14 protein-coding genes are annotated in these 16,715 nt (G+C 61.8%); all 14 read right to left on the minus strand.

The window, feature by feature from the left end:
* Positions 1–28: 28 nt before the first annotated feature.
* Complete coding sequence (locus BCA01S_RS01390) at positions 29–1,915, minus strand: potassium transporter Kup (protein ID WP_027775393.1); 1,887 nt, start codon at positions 1,913–1,915, stop codon at positions 29–31.
* A 346-nt stretch (positions 1,916–2,261) separates the two neighbouring features.
* Entirely contained in the window at positions 2,262–2,852 is a 591-nt protein-coding gene (locus BCA01S_RS01400) for a phosphoribosyltransferase (RefSeq protein WP_020065552.1), read from the minus strand.
* A 3-nt stretch (positions 2,853–2,855) separates the two neighbouring features.
* Positions 2,856–4,202 (minus strand): adenylosuccinate synthase, encoded by a 1,347-nt coding sequence (locus BCA01S_RS01405; protein WP_020065551.1) that lies wholly within the window; start codon positions 4,200–4,202, stop codon positions 2,856–2,858.
* A 240-nt stretch (positions 4,203–4,442) separates the two neighbouring features.
* Entirely contained in the window at positions 4,443–5,594 is a 1,152-nt protein-coding gene (locus BCA01S_RS01410) for an ATP phosphoribosyltransferase regulatory subunit (protein WP_020065550.1), read from the minus strand.
* Positions 5,595–5,818: 224 nt separating this feature from the next.
* A complete protein-coding gene (locus BCA01S_RS01415; RefSeq protein WP_020065549.1) occupies positions 5,819–6,010 on the minus strand; it encodes a DUF2065 domain-containing protein in 192 nt (63 codons plus the stop codon).
* Positions 6,011–6,056: 46 nt separating this feature from the next.
* The gene (gene hflC, locus BCA01S_RS01420; RefSeq protein ID WP_027775395.1) at positions 6,057–6,959 is read right to left on the minus strand and encodes a protease modulator HflC; all 903 of its coding nucleotides are present in this window, start codon (positions 6,957–6,959) and stop codon (positions 6,057–6,059) included.
* 12 nt (positions 6,960–6,971) lie between these two features.
* Positions 6,972–8,366, minus strand: coding sequence for an FtsH protease activity modulator HflK (hflK, locus tag BCA01S_RS01425; RefSeq protein ID WP_027775396.1), 1,395 nt, complete (start codon positions 8,364–8,366; stop codon positions 6,972–6,974).
* Positions 8,367–8,413: 47 nt separating this feature from the next.
* Entirely contained in the window at positions 8,414–9,586 is a 1,173-nt protein-coding gene (hflX, locus tag BCA01S_RS01430; RefSeq protein WP_033379419.1) for a GTPase HflX, read from the minus strand.
* A 73-nt stretch (positions 9,587–9,659) separates the two neighbouring features.
* Positions 9,660–9,896: an RNA chaperone Hfq gene (gene hfq, locus BCA01S_RS01435; RefSeq protein ID WP_006051315.1), complete on the minus strand. Its 237-nt coding sequence runs from the start codon at positions 9,894–9,896 to the stop codon at positions 9,660–9,662.
* Positions 9,897–10,039: 143 nt separating this feature from the next.
* Positions 10,040–11,377, minus strand: a complete 1,338-nt coding sequence (der, locus tag BCA01S_RS01440) for a ribosome biogenesis GTPase Der (protein WP_027775398.1) — start codon at positions 11,375–11,377, stop codon at positions 10,040–10,042.
* 664 nt (positions 11,378–12,041) lie between these two features.
* A complete protein-coding gene (bamB, locus tag BCA01S_RS01445) occupies positions 12,042–13,187 on the minus strand; it encodes an outer membrane protein assembly factor BamB (RefSeq protein ID WP_027775399.1) in 1,146 nt (381 codons plus the stop codon).
* 76 nt (positions 13,188–13,263) lie between these two features.
* Positions 13,264–13,893, minus strand: a complete 630-nt coding sequence (locus BCA01S_RS01450; protein WP_027775400.1) for a YfgM family protein — start codon at positions 13,891–13,893, stop codon at positions 13,264–13,266.
* 78 nt (positions 13,894–13,971) lie between these two features.
* Positions 13,972–15,312, minus strand: a complete 1,341-nt coding sequence (gene hisS / locus BCA01S_RS01455; protein ID WP_027775401.1) for a histidine--tRNA ligase — start codon at positions 15,310–15,312, stop codon at positions 13,972–13,974.
* Between the two features lie 20 nt (positions 15,313–15,332).
* Positions 15,333–16,649 (minus strand): flavodoxin-dependent (E)-4-hydroxy-3-methylbut-2-enyl-diphosphate synthase, encoded by a 1,317-nt coding sequence (ispG, locus tag BCA01S_RS01460; protein ID WP_027775402.1) that lies wholly within the window; start codon positions 16,647–16,649, stop codon positions 15,333–15,335.
* Positions 16,650–16,715 lie beyond the last annotated feature (66 nt).

A 16,715-nucleotide genomic window follows, 5' to 3' on the forward strand; every position in this document is an offset into this window, starting at 1 on the left:
GCGCACGGGCAAGGCGCGCCCTGCGCCGTCATATCTCGATCTTCGTACCTAACTCCACTACGCGATTAGCCGGAATACTAAAGAAGTCCGTCGGCTTGGCGGCGTTCTGGTGCATCCATGCGAAAACACGCTCGCGCCACACCGACATGCCTGGCAATTGTGTCGGCACCACCGTTTCGCGCGCGAGGAAAAACGACGTATCCATCAACTCGAAGGTCATGTCGTGCGTACGGCCGATTTCGGTGAGCACTGCTTTCACGTCCGGTGTTTCGTTGAACCCGTATGCGGCCTTGACCAGATACAGACCACCGTCGATGTTCTTCACCGTCACTCGCTCGGCGTCGTTCACATACGGAATGTCGCGCGTGACGAAGGTCAGGAAGATCGTGCGCTCATGCAACACCTTGTTGTGCTTCAGATTGTGCAGCAGGCTGACCGGCACGAGCGAATCGCTGCCCGTCAGGTAGATCGCCGTACCCGATACACGGTGCGGCGGGTGCGCAAGCAGGCCCTGCAGGAACGGCATCAAAGGAATACCGTCGGCGGCCGTGCGCTCTTTCACGATCATCCTGCCCTTGAACCATGTCATCAGCAGGAAGAACAGCAGCGCGCCGATGCCGAGCGGTAGCCAGCCACCCTCTTCCACCTTCAGCAGATTCGCACCGAAAAAGCCTAAGTCAATCGTAATGAACACGGCGATGATCAGCCCGACGAGGAACTTGTTCCAGTTCCACACCTTCACCATCACGACACAAGCGAGGATGGTCGTGATGACCATGGTCGCGGTCACCGCGATGCCGTATGCGGCCGCGAGATTGTCCGAGCTTTTGAACGCAATCACGATGCACAGAATGATGAACAGCAGCATCCAGTTCACCACCGGTACATAGATCTGGCCGATTGCGAGTTCCGATGTGTGCAGGATCTTCATACGCGGCACGTAGCCGAGCTGGATCGCCTGGCTCGTCAGCGAATACGCGCCGGAAATCACCGCCTGCGAAGCGATCACGGTCGCGACCGTCGACAGCACGACCAGCGGCAGCAGCGCCCATTGCGGCGCGAGCAGGAAGAACGGATTCTCGATCGCTTTCGCGTCGTGCATCAGCAACGCGCCCTGGCCGAAATAGTTCAGCACCAGCGACGGCATGACCAGCACGTACCAGCCCATGCGGATGGGCTTGGCCCCGAAGTGGCCCATGTCCGCGTAGAGCGCCTCAGCGCCCGTCAGCACCAGCACCACCGAACCAAGCACGACATACGCTTGCAGCACATGCGCGGCCATGAAGGTGTACGCGTAGTACGGGTTCAGTGCGCGGATCACGTTCGGCGATTGCACGATATGCCACAGCCCGAGCGCAGCTAGCACCACGAACCACACCAGCATGATCGGGCCGAACAACCGGCCAACGGTGGCCGTGCCGTGCCGCTGGATCCAGAACAGCAGCACAAGGATCACTATGGTCAGCGGCAATACCAGATGCGAAAGATGAGGCGCCGCAATCTCCAGCCCCTCGACTGCGGAAATCACCGAAATGGCTGGCGTAATGACTGCGTCGCCATAAAACATGCAGGCGCCGAAGATGCCGAGCATCATCAGCAATCCGGCCATTTTCGATTTCTCGTCGAGCGAACGCAGCGCCAGCGCCATGAGCGCGAGCACGCCACCCTCACCGTTGTTGTCCGCGCGCATCACGAACAGTACGTACTTGATGCCCACCACGATCACGATGGCCCAGAACAGCAGCGAAATCACGCCCAGGATGGATTGATCGGTAAGCGGGATGCCATGCGACGGGCTGAAGGCTTCTTTCAGCGCATACAACGGGCTCGTGCCGATATCGCCGAACACCACCCCGATCGCGGCGATCGCGAGGGAAGGTAGTGGCTGTTTGTGCACGTGATTGTTATCTGTCATAAACGCGAGAAAATCCGTTCCCAGGGCGGAAAAAACGACCGCTATTCTAAACCGCCTGCCTGAAGCCGCCCGGCTTGTTGTGGATACACCACGTGGATGGTCCGCGCAGTGTAGCACTGCGGTATGTGCGCGTCTGCTGTGCGAATCGCTATGCGGCGGATGTCATCGCAGGCTGCGAAGCATAGGCGCCGGTGACCGCGCGCACATAAAAAAACGGAGCCCAATCGGGCTCCGCTTTGGATGCGTTGCATAGCACGGTGCAGCACTGAGTGCCGCTAAACGTTGCGATGCCCGCGGTGCATATGGCACATGCGAGGAACGCGCGCGACACATGCGGCGCATCTCGTCAGTTTCCCGAGGACTCCTGCGCTTGCGCGACGCCGCGCTTGATCCACGCGCCGAGGTTATGCGGACGAACGGTGTCCCACTCCTCGAACGGCTGATGAATCCACGGATTCGTAGGCAGATACTGCACGTGATAATCGGGCTTCACTTTCGAGCAGCCTTTGTACCAGAGCACTGCGGAACGCACCGCCGTGATCGCCGGATAGCGCTCTTTCAGATGCTGCTGCACCCGTGCGAGCGTCACGCCAGAATCGACAAGATCGTCGACGAGCAGCACGTTGCCGTGCAGTTCGCCGCGCGTCATCGTGATGTATTGCGCGATGTCCAGTTCGCCCTGCTCCGTGCCGGCCGCTTCGCGATACGAACTGGTGGCGAGAATAGCCAGCGGCAGATCATAGATACGCGAAAGCTGGTCGCCCACGCGCAAACCGCCACGCGCGAGGCACAGGATCTTGTCGAACTTCCAGCCTGACTCATGCACCGCCATGGCGAGCAATTCGATCAGCCGGTGATATTCGTCCCAGCCGACCCACAGGTTCTTGTCGTCGTTGCGCGGATCTTTCATCGCAATCATGGGGAGACCTTGCACCATCGCTTAAGCCTTGAACGGATGACGAAGCAGAATGGTCTCGTCGCGATCCGGACCCGTGGACACCATGTCGATAGGAATGCCCGCCACTTCCTGAACGCGCGACAGATATGCACGTGCGTTCGCCGGCAGCTTGTCCCATTCCTTGATGCCGACGGTGCTTTCCTTCCAGCCCGCGAAGGTTTCGTACACCGGCTCGCAGCGCGCGACTTCCGACGCGCCGCGCGGCAGCAGATCGACGTTCTTGCCGTCCACTGTGTAGCCGACGCAGAGCTTCACTTCTTCGAGACCGTCGAGCACGTCGAGCTTGGTCATGCACAGGCCCGACACGCCATTGATCTGGATCGAGCGGCGCAGTGCTGCAACGTCGAGCCAGCCGGTGCGGCGCGGACGGCCAGTGACCGAGCCAAATTCCTTGCCGACGGTGGCGAGTTCCAGGCCGATCGCTTCCTGACGCGCGGCGTTGTCCGCGTCGTACAGTTCGCTCGGGAACGGGCCCGAACCGACGCGTGTGCAGTACGCCTTGGTGATGCCGAGAATGTAGTTCAGCTTCTGCGGACCAACGCCCGCACCAGCAGTCGCCGCACCTGCGACGCAATTGCTCGACGTGACGAACGGATAGGTACCGTGGTCGATATCGAGCAGCGTGCCTTGCGCGCCTTCGAACAGCAGGTTGCTGCCGGCGGCGTTCGCGTCGTACAAACGGCGCGACACGTCGGTCACCATTGGCTTCAGACGGTCGGCATAGCCCAGCATCGTGTCGAGCGTTTGCTGGAAATCGACAGCGGCGACGCCCAGGTACTGCGTCAGCACGAAGTTGTGATAGTCCAGATTTTCGCGCAGGCGTTCAGCGAAAGTCTCCGGCTCGAAGAGGTCCTGCACGCGCAAGCCGCGGCGCGCCACCTTGTCTTCGTATGCCGGGCCGATGCCACGGCCGGTGGTGCCGATTTTGCTCGCACCGCGGCGCGCTTCGCGGCCCTGGTCGATAGCAATGTGGTACGGCAGAATCAGCGTGGTGGCTTCGGAAATGAACAGGCGTTTCTGAACGTCGACGCCGGCGGCTTCGAGTTCGCCAATTTCCTTGAACAGCGCTTCCGGCGACAACACGACGCCATTGCCGATGTAGCACGCAACGCCGGGATGCATGATGCCCGACGGAATCAGACGCAAGATGGTTTTCTTGCCGCCGATGATAAGCGTGTGACCGGCATTGTGACCGCCCTGGAAGCGAACGACGCCGTGGGCGTGGTCCGTCAGCCAGTCGACGATCTTGCCCTTGCCTTCATCACCCCACTGGGTCCCCACGACGACGACGTTACGCCCGGGGTTCACATTCACTGCGCTGGCAGACATGTTGTTTCGTAAGCTGGTTAAAAACGTATTCTACCTAGGTTCGCGGAAGCATCCGGAATTTTTCCGTTTCCGCTCAACGGTATGCACGTTATGGTGGGTATTGCGAAGAAGCGCGGTTTCTCACCGCGCCGCGATCGGCGACTCATGCACGTTGCCGTTAGAGGCGCTCTGGCAGGCCAGTAGAAATATTCCTCGAGCGGCTCGTATCAGAGCGGCGCAGGAACACGCTCAGAAGCGCGCTCAGGAACGCGGTTCAACCGTCCATGCGCCGTTGCGCTCGACCAACACGCGGTCGAACGCGAATTCATCCAGGTCGTGCTCGTGGCCAGGCAGTGCCTGAATCACCACTTCGCCGGCATCGCGCAACGCGGCGACGCTCACACGCAGCGCGTCGTCGTGCTGCCACGGCGCGAGAATCGCGCTGCTGCGCGCCTCGACAGGCGAGATGCGCGCCACTTCGCGCAGATCGAGCGAAAAGCCCGTCGCCGCCCGCGCCCGCCCATAAGCCTGCCCGACATGGTCGTAACGGCCGCCGCGCGCGACGGCATTCGGCACGCCGTCCACGTAGGCCGAAAACATGACGCCGCTGTGATACGCGTAGCCGCGCAGATCGGCGAGGTCGATCATGACTTCGGCGCCTTCCACCTGGCTCGCGAGGAAGGCGAGGTCGTCGAGCGCGCGCGCGATAGCGGGCGCATTCGGCAAGCGGGCGCGTGCCTCTTCGAGCACCGAGGCGTCCCCGTAAAGCGAGGGCAGCGAGCGCAACGCATCGCGTGTCACGGCCGTGAGGTTCGCGGTCAATTCGACGAGCCGCGGCACGTCCTTGCCCGCCAGCGCGTCGTACAGCGATTGTCCAAGCTCGGCCGCCGCCGGTTCAGCTTCAATCAATGCGGCAAGCACACCCGCGTGGCACAGGTCGAGACGCACCTTGGCAAGGCCCGCGAGACGCAGCGCATCGAGCATTAGTTGCTGGATTTCCAGATCTGCCTCGAGCCCCGCATGACCGTAGATTTCGGCGCCGATCTGAATCTGCTCGCGCGTCGCGTGCAAGCCGCGCGGCCGCGTGTGCGCGACATTTCCGGCATAACAAAGACGCGTGACGCCCTGGCGATTCAGCAGATGCGCGTCAATACGCGCGACCTGCGGCGTGATGTCGGCGCGCAGCCCGAGCGTGCGTCCGGACAATTGATCGACGAGCTTGAACGTGCGCAGATTGAGGTCGTGCCCGCCGCCCGTCAGCAGCGACTCGATGTATTCGAGCATCGGCGGCATCACCATCTCGTAGCCGTACGAGCGGAAACGGTCCAGCAGATGGCGCCGCAACTCTTCGATCTTGCGGGCTTCCGACGGCAGCACGTCGGCAATGTTCTCGGGAAGTAACCAGGTCGACATCGATACAGTCCTACGACGTTGAACACGGCGGCTGAGTGCGCCGGTAAATGAGTGTATTTGGCGGGCCAGGGCTCGATCCTGGCGAGTTCGGCGGCTTTCCGGATGCGCCCGGCTTGCGTGGGACCGAAAGCGCGGGTTCCACAGCGAGCCGCCACGCGAATGTGCGACCTTGCTGACACCTGAAGCCGCGCCGCACGCGGCATCGCACTAACCGGCCTGCTGGCTCAAGTCACGAAAAACAGCAGAATCAGCCCGAGCAGCATCACGATCAGCCCGCCGACACGAATCTGATGCGCCGGTCGCTCCGCTATTCTACGGAACGTGTCGCGCCAGGCGCTCGGAAAAACGAACGGGAACATCCCCTCGATAATCAGCATCAACGCGATCGCGAGCAGTAACGAGCCGACTATATCCATGCTAAAGAAGGGGGCCGCGATGCGAATGCCGCGGCGTTCCGGGTTATTAGTGTTTGCGCGGGGCCGCGGAAGCGTCCGGGGCGAGGCCGCCGGTCGAACTACGCATGAAGCGGAAGAACTCGTTGCTCGGATCGACCACGATTACGTCGCCTGGCTTGAAGGTCTTCCGGTACGCCTGCATGCTTTGGTAGAACTGATAGAACTCCGGGTCGCTGCCGTACGCTTGCGCGGCGATCTCGGCTGCGTTTGCGTCGCCCTCGCCCTTGATGGTTTGCGCCTGACGGTAACCGTCCGCGAGAATCGCCTGCTGTTGCGCGACCGCGTCCGCCCGGATCTTGTCGGCCTCGGCCGTCCCCTTCGCACGCTCGTCGGCCGCGGCCTGCTCGCGTTCGGCGATCATCCGCTTGTAGACCGAGTCAGCCATGGAGGCCGGAACATCGACCCGCGTCAACTGGACGTCCAGGACCGACACGCCCAGCGACGCCGCAGTCTTTGCCATCGCGGCGCGGGCTTCGTCGGCGAGTGCCTGCTGTTTGGCCAATGCGTCGGGCAACGTGTACTTGCCGAACGCGTCGCCGAGCGCACTGCGTGCAACAAGGGCGATGCGGTCCGGCAGGCTCTGCACGTCGCCCTTCGTTTCGGCCAGCAGCTTCAGCGGATCGGTCACGCGATATTTGACGACAGGGTTCGCGAGCAGATCGTTCTTGTCCGAAGTGACGTAGCGATCTTCGTCCGGCGCGTCGAGCGACTGGATGCGGTTATCGACAAGCGTCACCGTTTGCAACGGCGGCGGCAACTTCAGGTGCAAGCCTGGACCGAGCAAGGTGGGAGCGGCGTCGCCACGCGGGGACAACACTGCCATATGACGCTGGTCGACAACGAATACCATCGACGAAGCGGCAAACAGCACGATGACAACGGCAATGACGAGCGCAATGATCTTGTTCATGATGTGCGCCCCTTATTGAACGTCGTCTTCACGCGTACGGCTGCGGAAGGAGTCGCGTGAGCGCAGCGCGTCGCTGCTGGCCGCCGCCCGGCTGGCGGGTGTGGCGGCTGCGGCAGACGCAGACATTGCAGGCGCTGCCGTCGTCGGTCCGCCTGCGGCGGGCGCATTGGAAGTCGCTGCCTGCGGCGCGCTGGCCGCAGCGCCGCCCGATACAGCCGTGGCGGCCGCAGCAGCATCGGCCACCCGTTGACGAGTCTGCTCGACCAGCTTGTCGAGCGGCAGATACAGCACATTGTTGCCGCTCTTGCTGTCCACAAATACCTTCGTCGTATTCGAATAGATTTGCTGCATGGTTTCCAGATACATGCGCTCGCGAATCACGGCGGGCGCTTTGGAGTACTGCGCATAGACCTGCTTGAACCGTTCGGCGTCGCCTTGCGCCTCGGCCACCGTTTTGTCGCTGTAGGTTTTCGCGTCGTCGATCTGGCGCGCCACATCGGCTTGCGCGCGCGGCAGCAGATCAGCGGCGTACGCCTGCGCGTCGCGCTTCGCACGCTCGTTCTCCTGACGGACCTTGGCAGCGTCGTCAAACGCCGCCTGCACCCTGTCGGGAACCTGCACGCCTTGGATCGTCACACCGGTCACGGCGAGGCCGGACTGATATTCATCGAGCGATTGCTGGATTGCCGCCATTAACTGCTGACGAATTACTTCGCGATCCTGACCAAGAATTTCATCTGTGCTGCGCGCGCCGACAATGCCGCGCACCGCCGCCTGCGCGGCCTGCATCACGCCTTGATCGGGATCGGCGCTGCGAAAGAGGTAATCGGTCGGCTTGCGGATCTGGTACTGCACTGCAAAGCGCACGTCGACGATGTCCGCGTCGTGAGTGAGCATCGACGCGTCTTTTACATTCGCGAGACGCACCACGTTATTGCGGCCGATTTCCACCTGGCGAACCTGGCCGATATTGACGAGCTCATGCGCTTCGAACGGATAAGGCAGCCGCCAGTGCACGCCTTGCCCCGCCGTGTAGCGATATTTGCCGAACTGCATCACAACGCCGGCCTGGCCGTCTTGCACCACGAACACGCCACTGCCGAGATAGATCGCGATCAGCACGCCGATGACGATGCCCACGCCGATGCGTGCGCCACGACCGTTGTCGGGGCGCCCGCCGCCGACACCGCCGCCCTTGCGGCCGAATATGCGGCTCAGACGGCGGTTGAAATCCCGCCACATCTCGTCGAGATCGGGGGGACCTTCACCTTCCTTGGTCTGTGGACGCTTGGGCTCGCCCGGCCGCTGACGCTCGCCATTGCCGTCGCCACGGCCCCAGCGCGGATCGTTCAGTGAAAACATGGCGCGCATGCGCAGCCAGATACTCCGCTCGTTGTAATCGTTCACCTGTGTTCGTTCACCAGAGTAGACAGCGGGTATGCAATTGGAACGGGTCAGTGCCCGAGTTCTGAGACCTTGCGCTCGTCGCGCGGTGCCGCCGACCGGTCTTCTTCCGAGGAGTCATGCGGCGTGTCGGACAGAGCTTCCGCAGTAGCGATCTCAGCGATGGCAGCGCGCAATGTATCCAGCCCCTGCCCCGTGCGCGCGCTCAAAAAGACGCGCGAAATATTACCATACTCGTCCCGCTCGACCGCGTCCCCGCGGGCCGCCAACTCCGGCACTGCGTCGATCTTGTTGAACACGAGCACCTGCCGGATCGTGTCCGCACCGATCGCGTGCAAGACCTCGTTGACCTGGTCGATCTGATCGAGACGCACCGCGCTCGACGCGTCGACGACATGCAGCAGCAGATCGGCGTGGATTGTCTCTTCGAGCGTGGCGCGAAACGCGGCAACCAGTTGGTGGGGCAACTCGCGAATGAAGCCGACGGTGTCGGACACCACCACCTGCCCTGCTTCGTCGCCGAGATAAACGCGACGGGAGGTCGTGTCGAGCGTAGCGAACAGCTGGTCGGCCGCATACGCCTGCGCCTTCGTGAGCGCGTTGAAGAGCGTGGACTTGCCCGCATTCGTATAGCCGACCAGCGACACCGACATGGTCTGATTGCGCGAGCGCTGGCGGCGCTGCGTGCCATGCTGACGGCGCAGTTTTTCGAGCCGCGTCTTGAGCGCCTTGATGCGCTCGCCGATCAGCCGGCGGTCGGTTTCGAGCTGCGTTTCGCCCGGACCGCGCAACCCGATACCGCCTTTTTGCCGCTCGAGGTGGGTCCATGCGCGGATTAGCCGCGTCGACAGATACTGCAATTGCGCGAGTTCCACCTGCAGCTTGCCTTCATGGCTGCGGGCGCGTTGCGCAAAAATATCGAGGATGAGACTCGTGCGGTCGACCACGCGCCGATTAAGCGCTTGCTCCAGATTGCGCTGCTGGGCAGGCGCAAGAGCGTGGTTAAAGATGACGAGTTCGATGTCGTTCGCCTCACACGCGAGACGCAGTTCTTCGGCCTTGCCGCTGCCGACGAACATCTTCGCATCGGGACTTGCCCGGCGCCCGGTGAGGGTGACTAGAGGATTCGCGCCCGCGCTTTGCGCGAGCAGGCTGAGTTCTTCGAGACTGGCTTCGAAATCGATCTTACCGAAGTCGATGCCGACGAGCGCTGCATTGATCAAATTGGAGGGTATCAAAATGAGGCGGCCGGAGGTGATCGCCAACGGGCGACGCTACGCCGGCCGCGACGGGGGTTTAGGACTGTTCAGAATCCGGGTGGAAATTCACCGGACGGGCTGGCACGACAGTCGAGATTGCGTGCTTGTAGACCATCTGGGTGACCGTATTCCGGAGCAACACGACGTACTGGTCGAACGATTCAATGTTCCCTTGAAGCTTGATGCCGTTGACCAGGTAGATCGACACCGGCACATGCTCTTTACGCAGTGCGTTCAAAAACGGGTCTTGTAACAATTGCCCTTTGTTGCTCATAGCAAACTCCGTATTTTTTTGCAGGTTGACTAAATTGACGACGGAAGAAAAAGGTATCCGCCGTCAACCGCTACACTATAGCCGATTTTCGTTTTCGCGCGGGCACCCTGCCCAAGCGGCCAAACCCAACGCACATGCGGGTTTCAGCCTTTGTCCGCGTAAGGGTTGGTCGACGATCTGAACTCTATTCGCAATGGAGTCCCGGTCAGCTTGAAAGTTTCACGGAAGCGGTTTTCAAGGTAGCGTTTGTACGTTTCGGTGATCGCGTCGAGTGCGTTGCCATGAATCACAATGATCGGGGGATTCTGTCCACCTTGGTGCGCGTAACGCAATTTCGGCCGCACCGGACCACGGCGACGCGGCTGCTGGAATTCCACTGCATCGATCAGCGCACGCGTGAGCTTCGGCGTGGGCAGCTTGGCCATTGCCGCGGCGTACGCGTCGTCCACCGACCGCATCAGCGGGCCGATACCTGTTTTTTCCGCCGCAGAAATGAAATGGAACTTGGCGAAGTCGAGGAATTTTAGTTTGCGTTCGAGATCCGCTTTGGTGCGCTCGCGCACATGCGAATCGAGCCCGTCCCACTTGTTTACGCCGACCACCAGCGCACGACCTTGCTCCACCACGAAGCCGGCGATATGCGCGTCCTGTTCCGAAATGTCCTGACGCGCGTCGAGCAGCAGAATCACGACATTCGCGTCCGAAATCGACTGCAGCGTTTTCACCACCGAGAACTTCTCGATCGCTTCGAACACCTTGCCGCGACGGCGCAAGCCGGCCGTATCGATCAGCGTGTACGGCTTGCCCTGGCGTTCAAAGTCGACGTAGATCGAATCGCGCGTAGTACCCGGCATATCGAACGCGATCACGCGCTCTTCGCCGACCAGTGCGTTGATCAACGTCGACTTGCCGACGTTCGGACGGCCGACGATCGCGATCTTCACGCCGCGCGCTTCCTTCTCGTCGTCGCTTTCCTCGGGCTGGCCCGCGTAAGCGACGCCGAGCGCCTCATTGATCATCTCCGTGACGCCGTCGCCGTGTGCAGCCGAAATTGCACGCGGATCGCCGAGACCGAGTTCGTAGAAGTCGGCGGCGACCGTGCTGTACTTCATCCCCTCAGCCTTGTTGACGACGAGGAAGATCGGCCGGCCGGTCTTGCGCAAGTAGTCGGCAATTGACTTGTCTTGCGGCGCAAGCCCATTGCGACCGTCGACGATGAACACGACGATGTCCGATTCCTCCACTGCCTGCCGCGTCTGGCGCGCCATTTCATGGAGAATGCCGTCTTTCGCGACGGGCTCGAAACCGCCAGTGTCGACGACCAGGTACGGCCGCTCGCCTGTACGCCCTTCACCGTAGTGGCGATCGCGTGTGAGGCCGGGCAGATCGGCAACGAGCGCATCACGCGAACGCGTGAGACGATTGAAGAGCGTGGATTTCCCCACATTGGGGCGCCCTACGAGGGCAATAACGGGTTTCATCAGATGTTGTTCACAGTGAAACGCGGATCGGAATCGACCGTCCGCGTTGCGACGCCATTGCGCCGCTAGACGGCAGCGTTTGACGAAAATTATCACGAATTCGGCCAGCCCCGGCTGCACTGTCCATCTGCGCGCCGTGGCGGACGGGGGTTTGACTGTATGCGCAGCGCGGCGAGGCTACGAGGCTTCGTTTTGCTGCGGGCAGTTCGCTCTCAATGGCCGAAGGACGGCGCCGCGAGCGGTGAACAAGCCACATGGGTAGTTTCTGTTGGCCCGTGGGTGCGTCACCTCTGTACGCTGCCGTTGGCCGCCGCTTTTGTTTGCCGCCTTCGCTAAGTGGCTTTCGCAGCTGTTTTTCTCGGTCGGGTTGGTCAGCCGCGGTTTTTCAGCCGCTTCGTTGGCCGTTTTCGTTGGCCGTTTTCGTTGGCTGCTTTCGTTCGCCGTTGCCGTCGGCCGCTTTCATTGGCCACTTCACTCAGCCGTTCTTGTCGGCCCGCCGACCCAGACAGTGCGACGGAATTCCATTTCCATACTTACTTGCGACGCCGCCTTGCGGGACAACACGTGCGCCGAAGAACGCAAAGAACACGGAACCTGCATTCGTCGCTCAAAAGCGCTTGGCCGGTAAAGCCGGCCCGCACGCTTGGGCGGCGTTCCCGCAAGATCAACGCGGACGATAACCGTACAGGTCGCCGTCGCGCGTTTGCACGACGAGCGTCTCGCCGGCCAGCACCGGTGCCGCCGAAATCGCGCTGCCGTCGGTCTTCATGCGTGCGACTAGCGTTCCGTCGTCGCGCGACAGGAAGTGCACATAACCCTGGTAGTCGCCGAGCACGGCCGCGTGGCCGAGGATGAACGGCACGCCCAGTTCGCGATTCTTGAGCTTGTCGTTCTTCCACAGTTGCGTGCCATTCGTGACGTCGAACGCGGATACGACTGACCAGTCGTCCGCTGCGACGACCGCGCGGTCGTCCTGCGCGAGACCGCTCGCGCTCGAGAACGCCTTTTCCCACAGCGCACGTCCAGAGTTCGCATCGAAACAGCCGATCTGCCCTTGGAACGTCACCGCACAGGTTTCCGAGCCGACCAGCGTGGGCGGTCCGGTCACGTCGTTGATGCGCTCTACTTCTGTTACGCCCTTCGGATAAGAGACCGGCGTCTGCCAGTAGTTCTCACCCGTCTGCAGATTGATCGCGGCAAACGCACCGCCGGGGAACCCGGCCAGCACGGCTGCGTCGCCGGCGAAAGTCATCCCCGAGGACACGCGCAGGTTCAACGGCACCGCGCGGTTGCGGTAGTTCCACTTCTGCTCACCGGTTTGCGCATTGAATGCGACGATCTGTCCGTCCACCGTACGCACGACCACCAGACCGTTGCCGACGAGCGGCGGCGAAATGATTTCGCCCGGTGCCTTGGCCGTCCACAATTGCTTGCCGTCCGCGCCGAGCACATAGACGTCGCCCTTCAGGCCACCGACCGCCGCCAGCGTGCCGTCGCTGCCAACACCCGCGGAAATGTCGTCGTGCAGCTTGACTCGCCAGATGTCTTTGCCGGTTTGTGCGTCGATCTTCGCGACCGAGCCGTTTTGGCCGGCCGCATAGACGGCGTCGCCGACCGCAACCGGCGAGAACAGATAACGACCTGCCTTACCGACGCTCGTCTTCCAGGCTTGCTGCACGTCGAGCACGGGTTTGAACTCGGTGAGCGGCGTCGGCACGCGGCGCTCGTCTTTCGTGGATGAGCATGCCGCGAGAGCGAGGACGGTCATCGCACAGACAACGGGCACAGCGTAACGTTTCAGCAGATTCATCGGTGGACGAAGCATTCAGGAAATAGGTTAAAGAAAGACCGGTTGGTCGTTGCACGCGGTGCACCGCACCCGGCGCTTAGCCGCCCAGTGCGTCCAGCTTGAACTGGATCAACTGACGCGCGGAGCTGTCATTCTTCGACAGCGATTCGAGCGCGAGCTTGTAGGCCGCGCGCGCGTCGTCACGCTTGCCCTGAGCCGCGAGCAGATCGCCGCGGCCGTTTGCGACGATGCCTTTGAACGCATCGGACTGCGGCTCGGCGAGCAGTGCGAGGCCCTGGTCGTAAGCCTTTTCGTCGAGCAGCAGCGAAGCAAGCCGGAGCTTGGCGATCTGCTTGAACTCGTCGTCCTTCGCGTGATCGATGGTCCACTGCAGCTGGGCTTTCGCCGCGGCCTCATCGCCTGCGGCATAGAGTGCCTTGGCGGCGCCGAGCGCGGTCATTTGCGCGTAGGCCGTGCGGCTGAACTTGTCTTCCATGTCTGCCGCGACGCGCATGATCTTCGCCTTGTCGCCAGACGCCACGGCCTGCTGCACCTGGTCATACAACACAGCGGCTTCCGCCGCCTGGCGCCGCTGCCAGAAATTCCAGCCGTTCCAGCCTGCCGAGACGACCAGCGCCACCAGCACGATCCATGTGGTTGCATTACCCCATTGCGCCCACCAAGCCTTCAGACCTTCAATCGATTCTTGTTCGTCGTGGTAACTCATTGCCCGGCGATTTCCTCTTTCTTGCTACGTGTGCGTGTCGAGCCTGATTGGTCACCAACCGGCTCGACGACATCGCGATCAGTCGTCGCCGTCTTCGGCGGTTGCAACCATCGCATTGATTAGAAATTCGGTCAAGTCTTCGGCGGGCACGTTATGTTGCTCGTTTTTACCGCCGCTCGCCTGCGTATCTCGCAGCGGTTTGACCCCGACCGTACCGTTCGCGATCTCATCTTCGCCGAGTACCACCGCGAACGCGGCGCCACTTGCGTCGGCGCGCTTCATTTGCGATTTGAAGCTCGCCGACTGGCCGTCAGCGCTGCAATGCAGGATCACGTCGAGGCCGGTGTCGCGCAGCCGCTCGGCGATAATGAAAGCCTGCTCGCGAGCGGCGTCGCCTTGATGGACTACGTAGACGTCGCAACCTTCGTCTTCAGGCACGAGCTGATCTTCCTTCAGCAACTCGAGAATCCGCTCGATGCCCATCGCCCAGCCGCAAGCCGCCGTGGGCTTGCCGCCTAGCTGCTCGATCAGCGGATCGTAACGGCCGCCCGCGGCGACGGTGCCCTGCGCGCCCAGCTTGTCCGTCACCCATTCGAACACGGTCAGATTGTAGTAATCGAGACCGCGCACGAGACGCGGATTGATCTTGAACGGAATGTTGTTCGCTTTGAGAATGCGCTGCAAACCTTCGAAGTGCGCGCGCGATTCCTCGCCGAGAAAATCGATCAGCTTCGGCGCGTTCTGCGCGACTTCCTGCAGCGCCGGATTCTTCGTGTCGAGGACGCGCAGTGGGTTCGTGTAGAGACGGCGCTTCGCGTCTTCGTCGAGCACGTCCATGTGCTTTTCAAGGTAAGCGATCAGTTCGACGCGATGCGCCGCGCGTTCTTCCGCGAGACCGAGCGAATTGATTTCAAGCTTGATGCCGGTCAAGCCCAGGTCGTCCCACAAGCGCTGGCACATCATGATGATTTCAGCGTCCGCGTCCGGACCGGCAAAGCCCAACGCTTCCACGCCGACCTGATGGAACTGGCGATAGCGGCCGCGTTGCGGACGCTCGTGACGGAACATCGGGCCGATGTACCACAACCGCTTCGGGCCGTCGTACAACATGTTGTGCTCGATCGCCGCGCGCACCACCGCCGCCGTATTTTCCGGGCGCATAGTCAGATTTTCACCGTTCAACGCGTCGGTGAAGCTGTACATCTCTTTCTCGACGATGTCGGTCACTTCGCCGATACCGCGCGTGAAGAGCTGCGTATGTTCGACGATCGGCGTACGAATATTCTGGTATCCGTACGAACGCAGCATCGACTTGACGGTGGTTTCGAAAAATTCCCACAGCCCGGCGTCCTGCGGAAGGATGTCGTTCATGCCCTTCACGCCCGACAGCTTTTCGAGCTTTTTCTTCTGTTCAGTCATCTGTATCCGATAGCCGATGTTTAGTTGAGCGCCTCGGCGCGGCCGTACCGGCGCTCGACGTAGTCACTCACGATTTGCTGGAATTCTTGCGCAATGTTTTCGCCGCGCAGTGTCTTCACCTTCTCGCCGTCGATGAACACCGGCGCCGCCGGGTTCTCGCCCGAACCAGGCAGGCTGATACCGATGTTCGCCTGCTTCGACTCACCGGGACCGTTGACGATGCAGCCCATCACCGCGACGTGCATTTTCTCGACGCCAGGATACTGATCACGCCACACCGGCATCTGCGTGCGCAGATACGTCTGGATTTGCGACGCGAGCTCCTGGAACAGCGTGCTCGTCGTGCGACCACAGCCGGGGCACGCGATCACCATCGGTGTGAACGAGCGCAGGCCCATGGTCTGCAGAATTTCCTGGCCGACGATGACTTCGCCAGTACGCGACGCACCCGGCTCCGGGGTCAGCGAGATACGGATCGTGTCGCCGATGCCCTGCTGCAGCAGCACCGACAGCGCCGCCGTGGACGCGACGATGCCCTTGGAGCCCATGCCCGCTTCCGTCAAGCCCAAGTGCAGCGCGAAATCGCAACGGCGCGCGAGTTCGCGGTACACCGCGATCAGGTCCTGCACGCCGCTTACCTTGCACGACAGAATGATCTTGTTGCGTGAAAGGCCGAGTTCAACCGCGCGCTCGGCCGAACCGATCGCCGACTGGATCAGCGCTTCGTACATGACGCTTTGCGCTTCCCACGGCGTCGCGCGGGCAGCGTTTTCGTCCATCATTTTCGCGAGCAGGTCCTGGTCCAGACTGCCCCAGTTGACGCCGATGCGCACCGGCTTGTCGTACTTCACCGCCGCTTCGATCATCTGCGCAAATTGGGTGTCGCGTTTCGCGCCGTGCCCAACGTTGCCAGGATTGATCCGGTATTTCGACAACGACTCTGCGCACGCGGGGTAATCACGCAGCAGCAGGTGGCCGTTGTAGTGGAAATCGCCGACGAGCGGCACCGACACGCCCATGCGGTCGAGCTGCTCGCGCACTGCCGGCACAGCCGCGGCCGCCTCCGGCGTATTGACCGTGATACGTACCAGTTCCGAGCCGGCTTGCGCCAGCTCCTTGATCTGGATGGCCGTGCCAATCGCGTCGGCGGTGTCCGTGTTCGTCATCGACTGGACGCGCACGGGCGCATCGCCCCCGATGGTGACGAGCTGACCACCCCAGCGGACGTCGACCGCATGCGACTTGCGCCGCGCAGCCTGTCCGCCGAACACCGGCTCGTTTGACACGATCTTGCTACTGGATTGGGATTGAGCTTCGGATTGCATCGAAAAACCCATTTACGCCACGCGCGTCACACAAAGATGCGACGCCTCAATTGAAAAAGCGCCGCGGTCCGGTTGGCC

Origin of the sequence: Paraburkholderia caledonica NBRC 102488, from assembly GCF_000685095.1 — a bacterium.
Classification (GTDB): domain Bacteria; phylum Pseudomonadota; class Gammaproteobacteria; order Burkholderiales; family Burkholderiaceae; genus Paraburkholderia; species Paraburkholderia caledonica.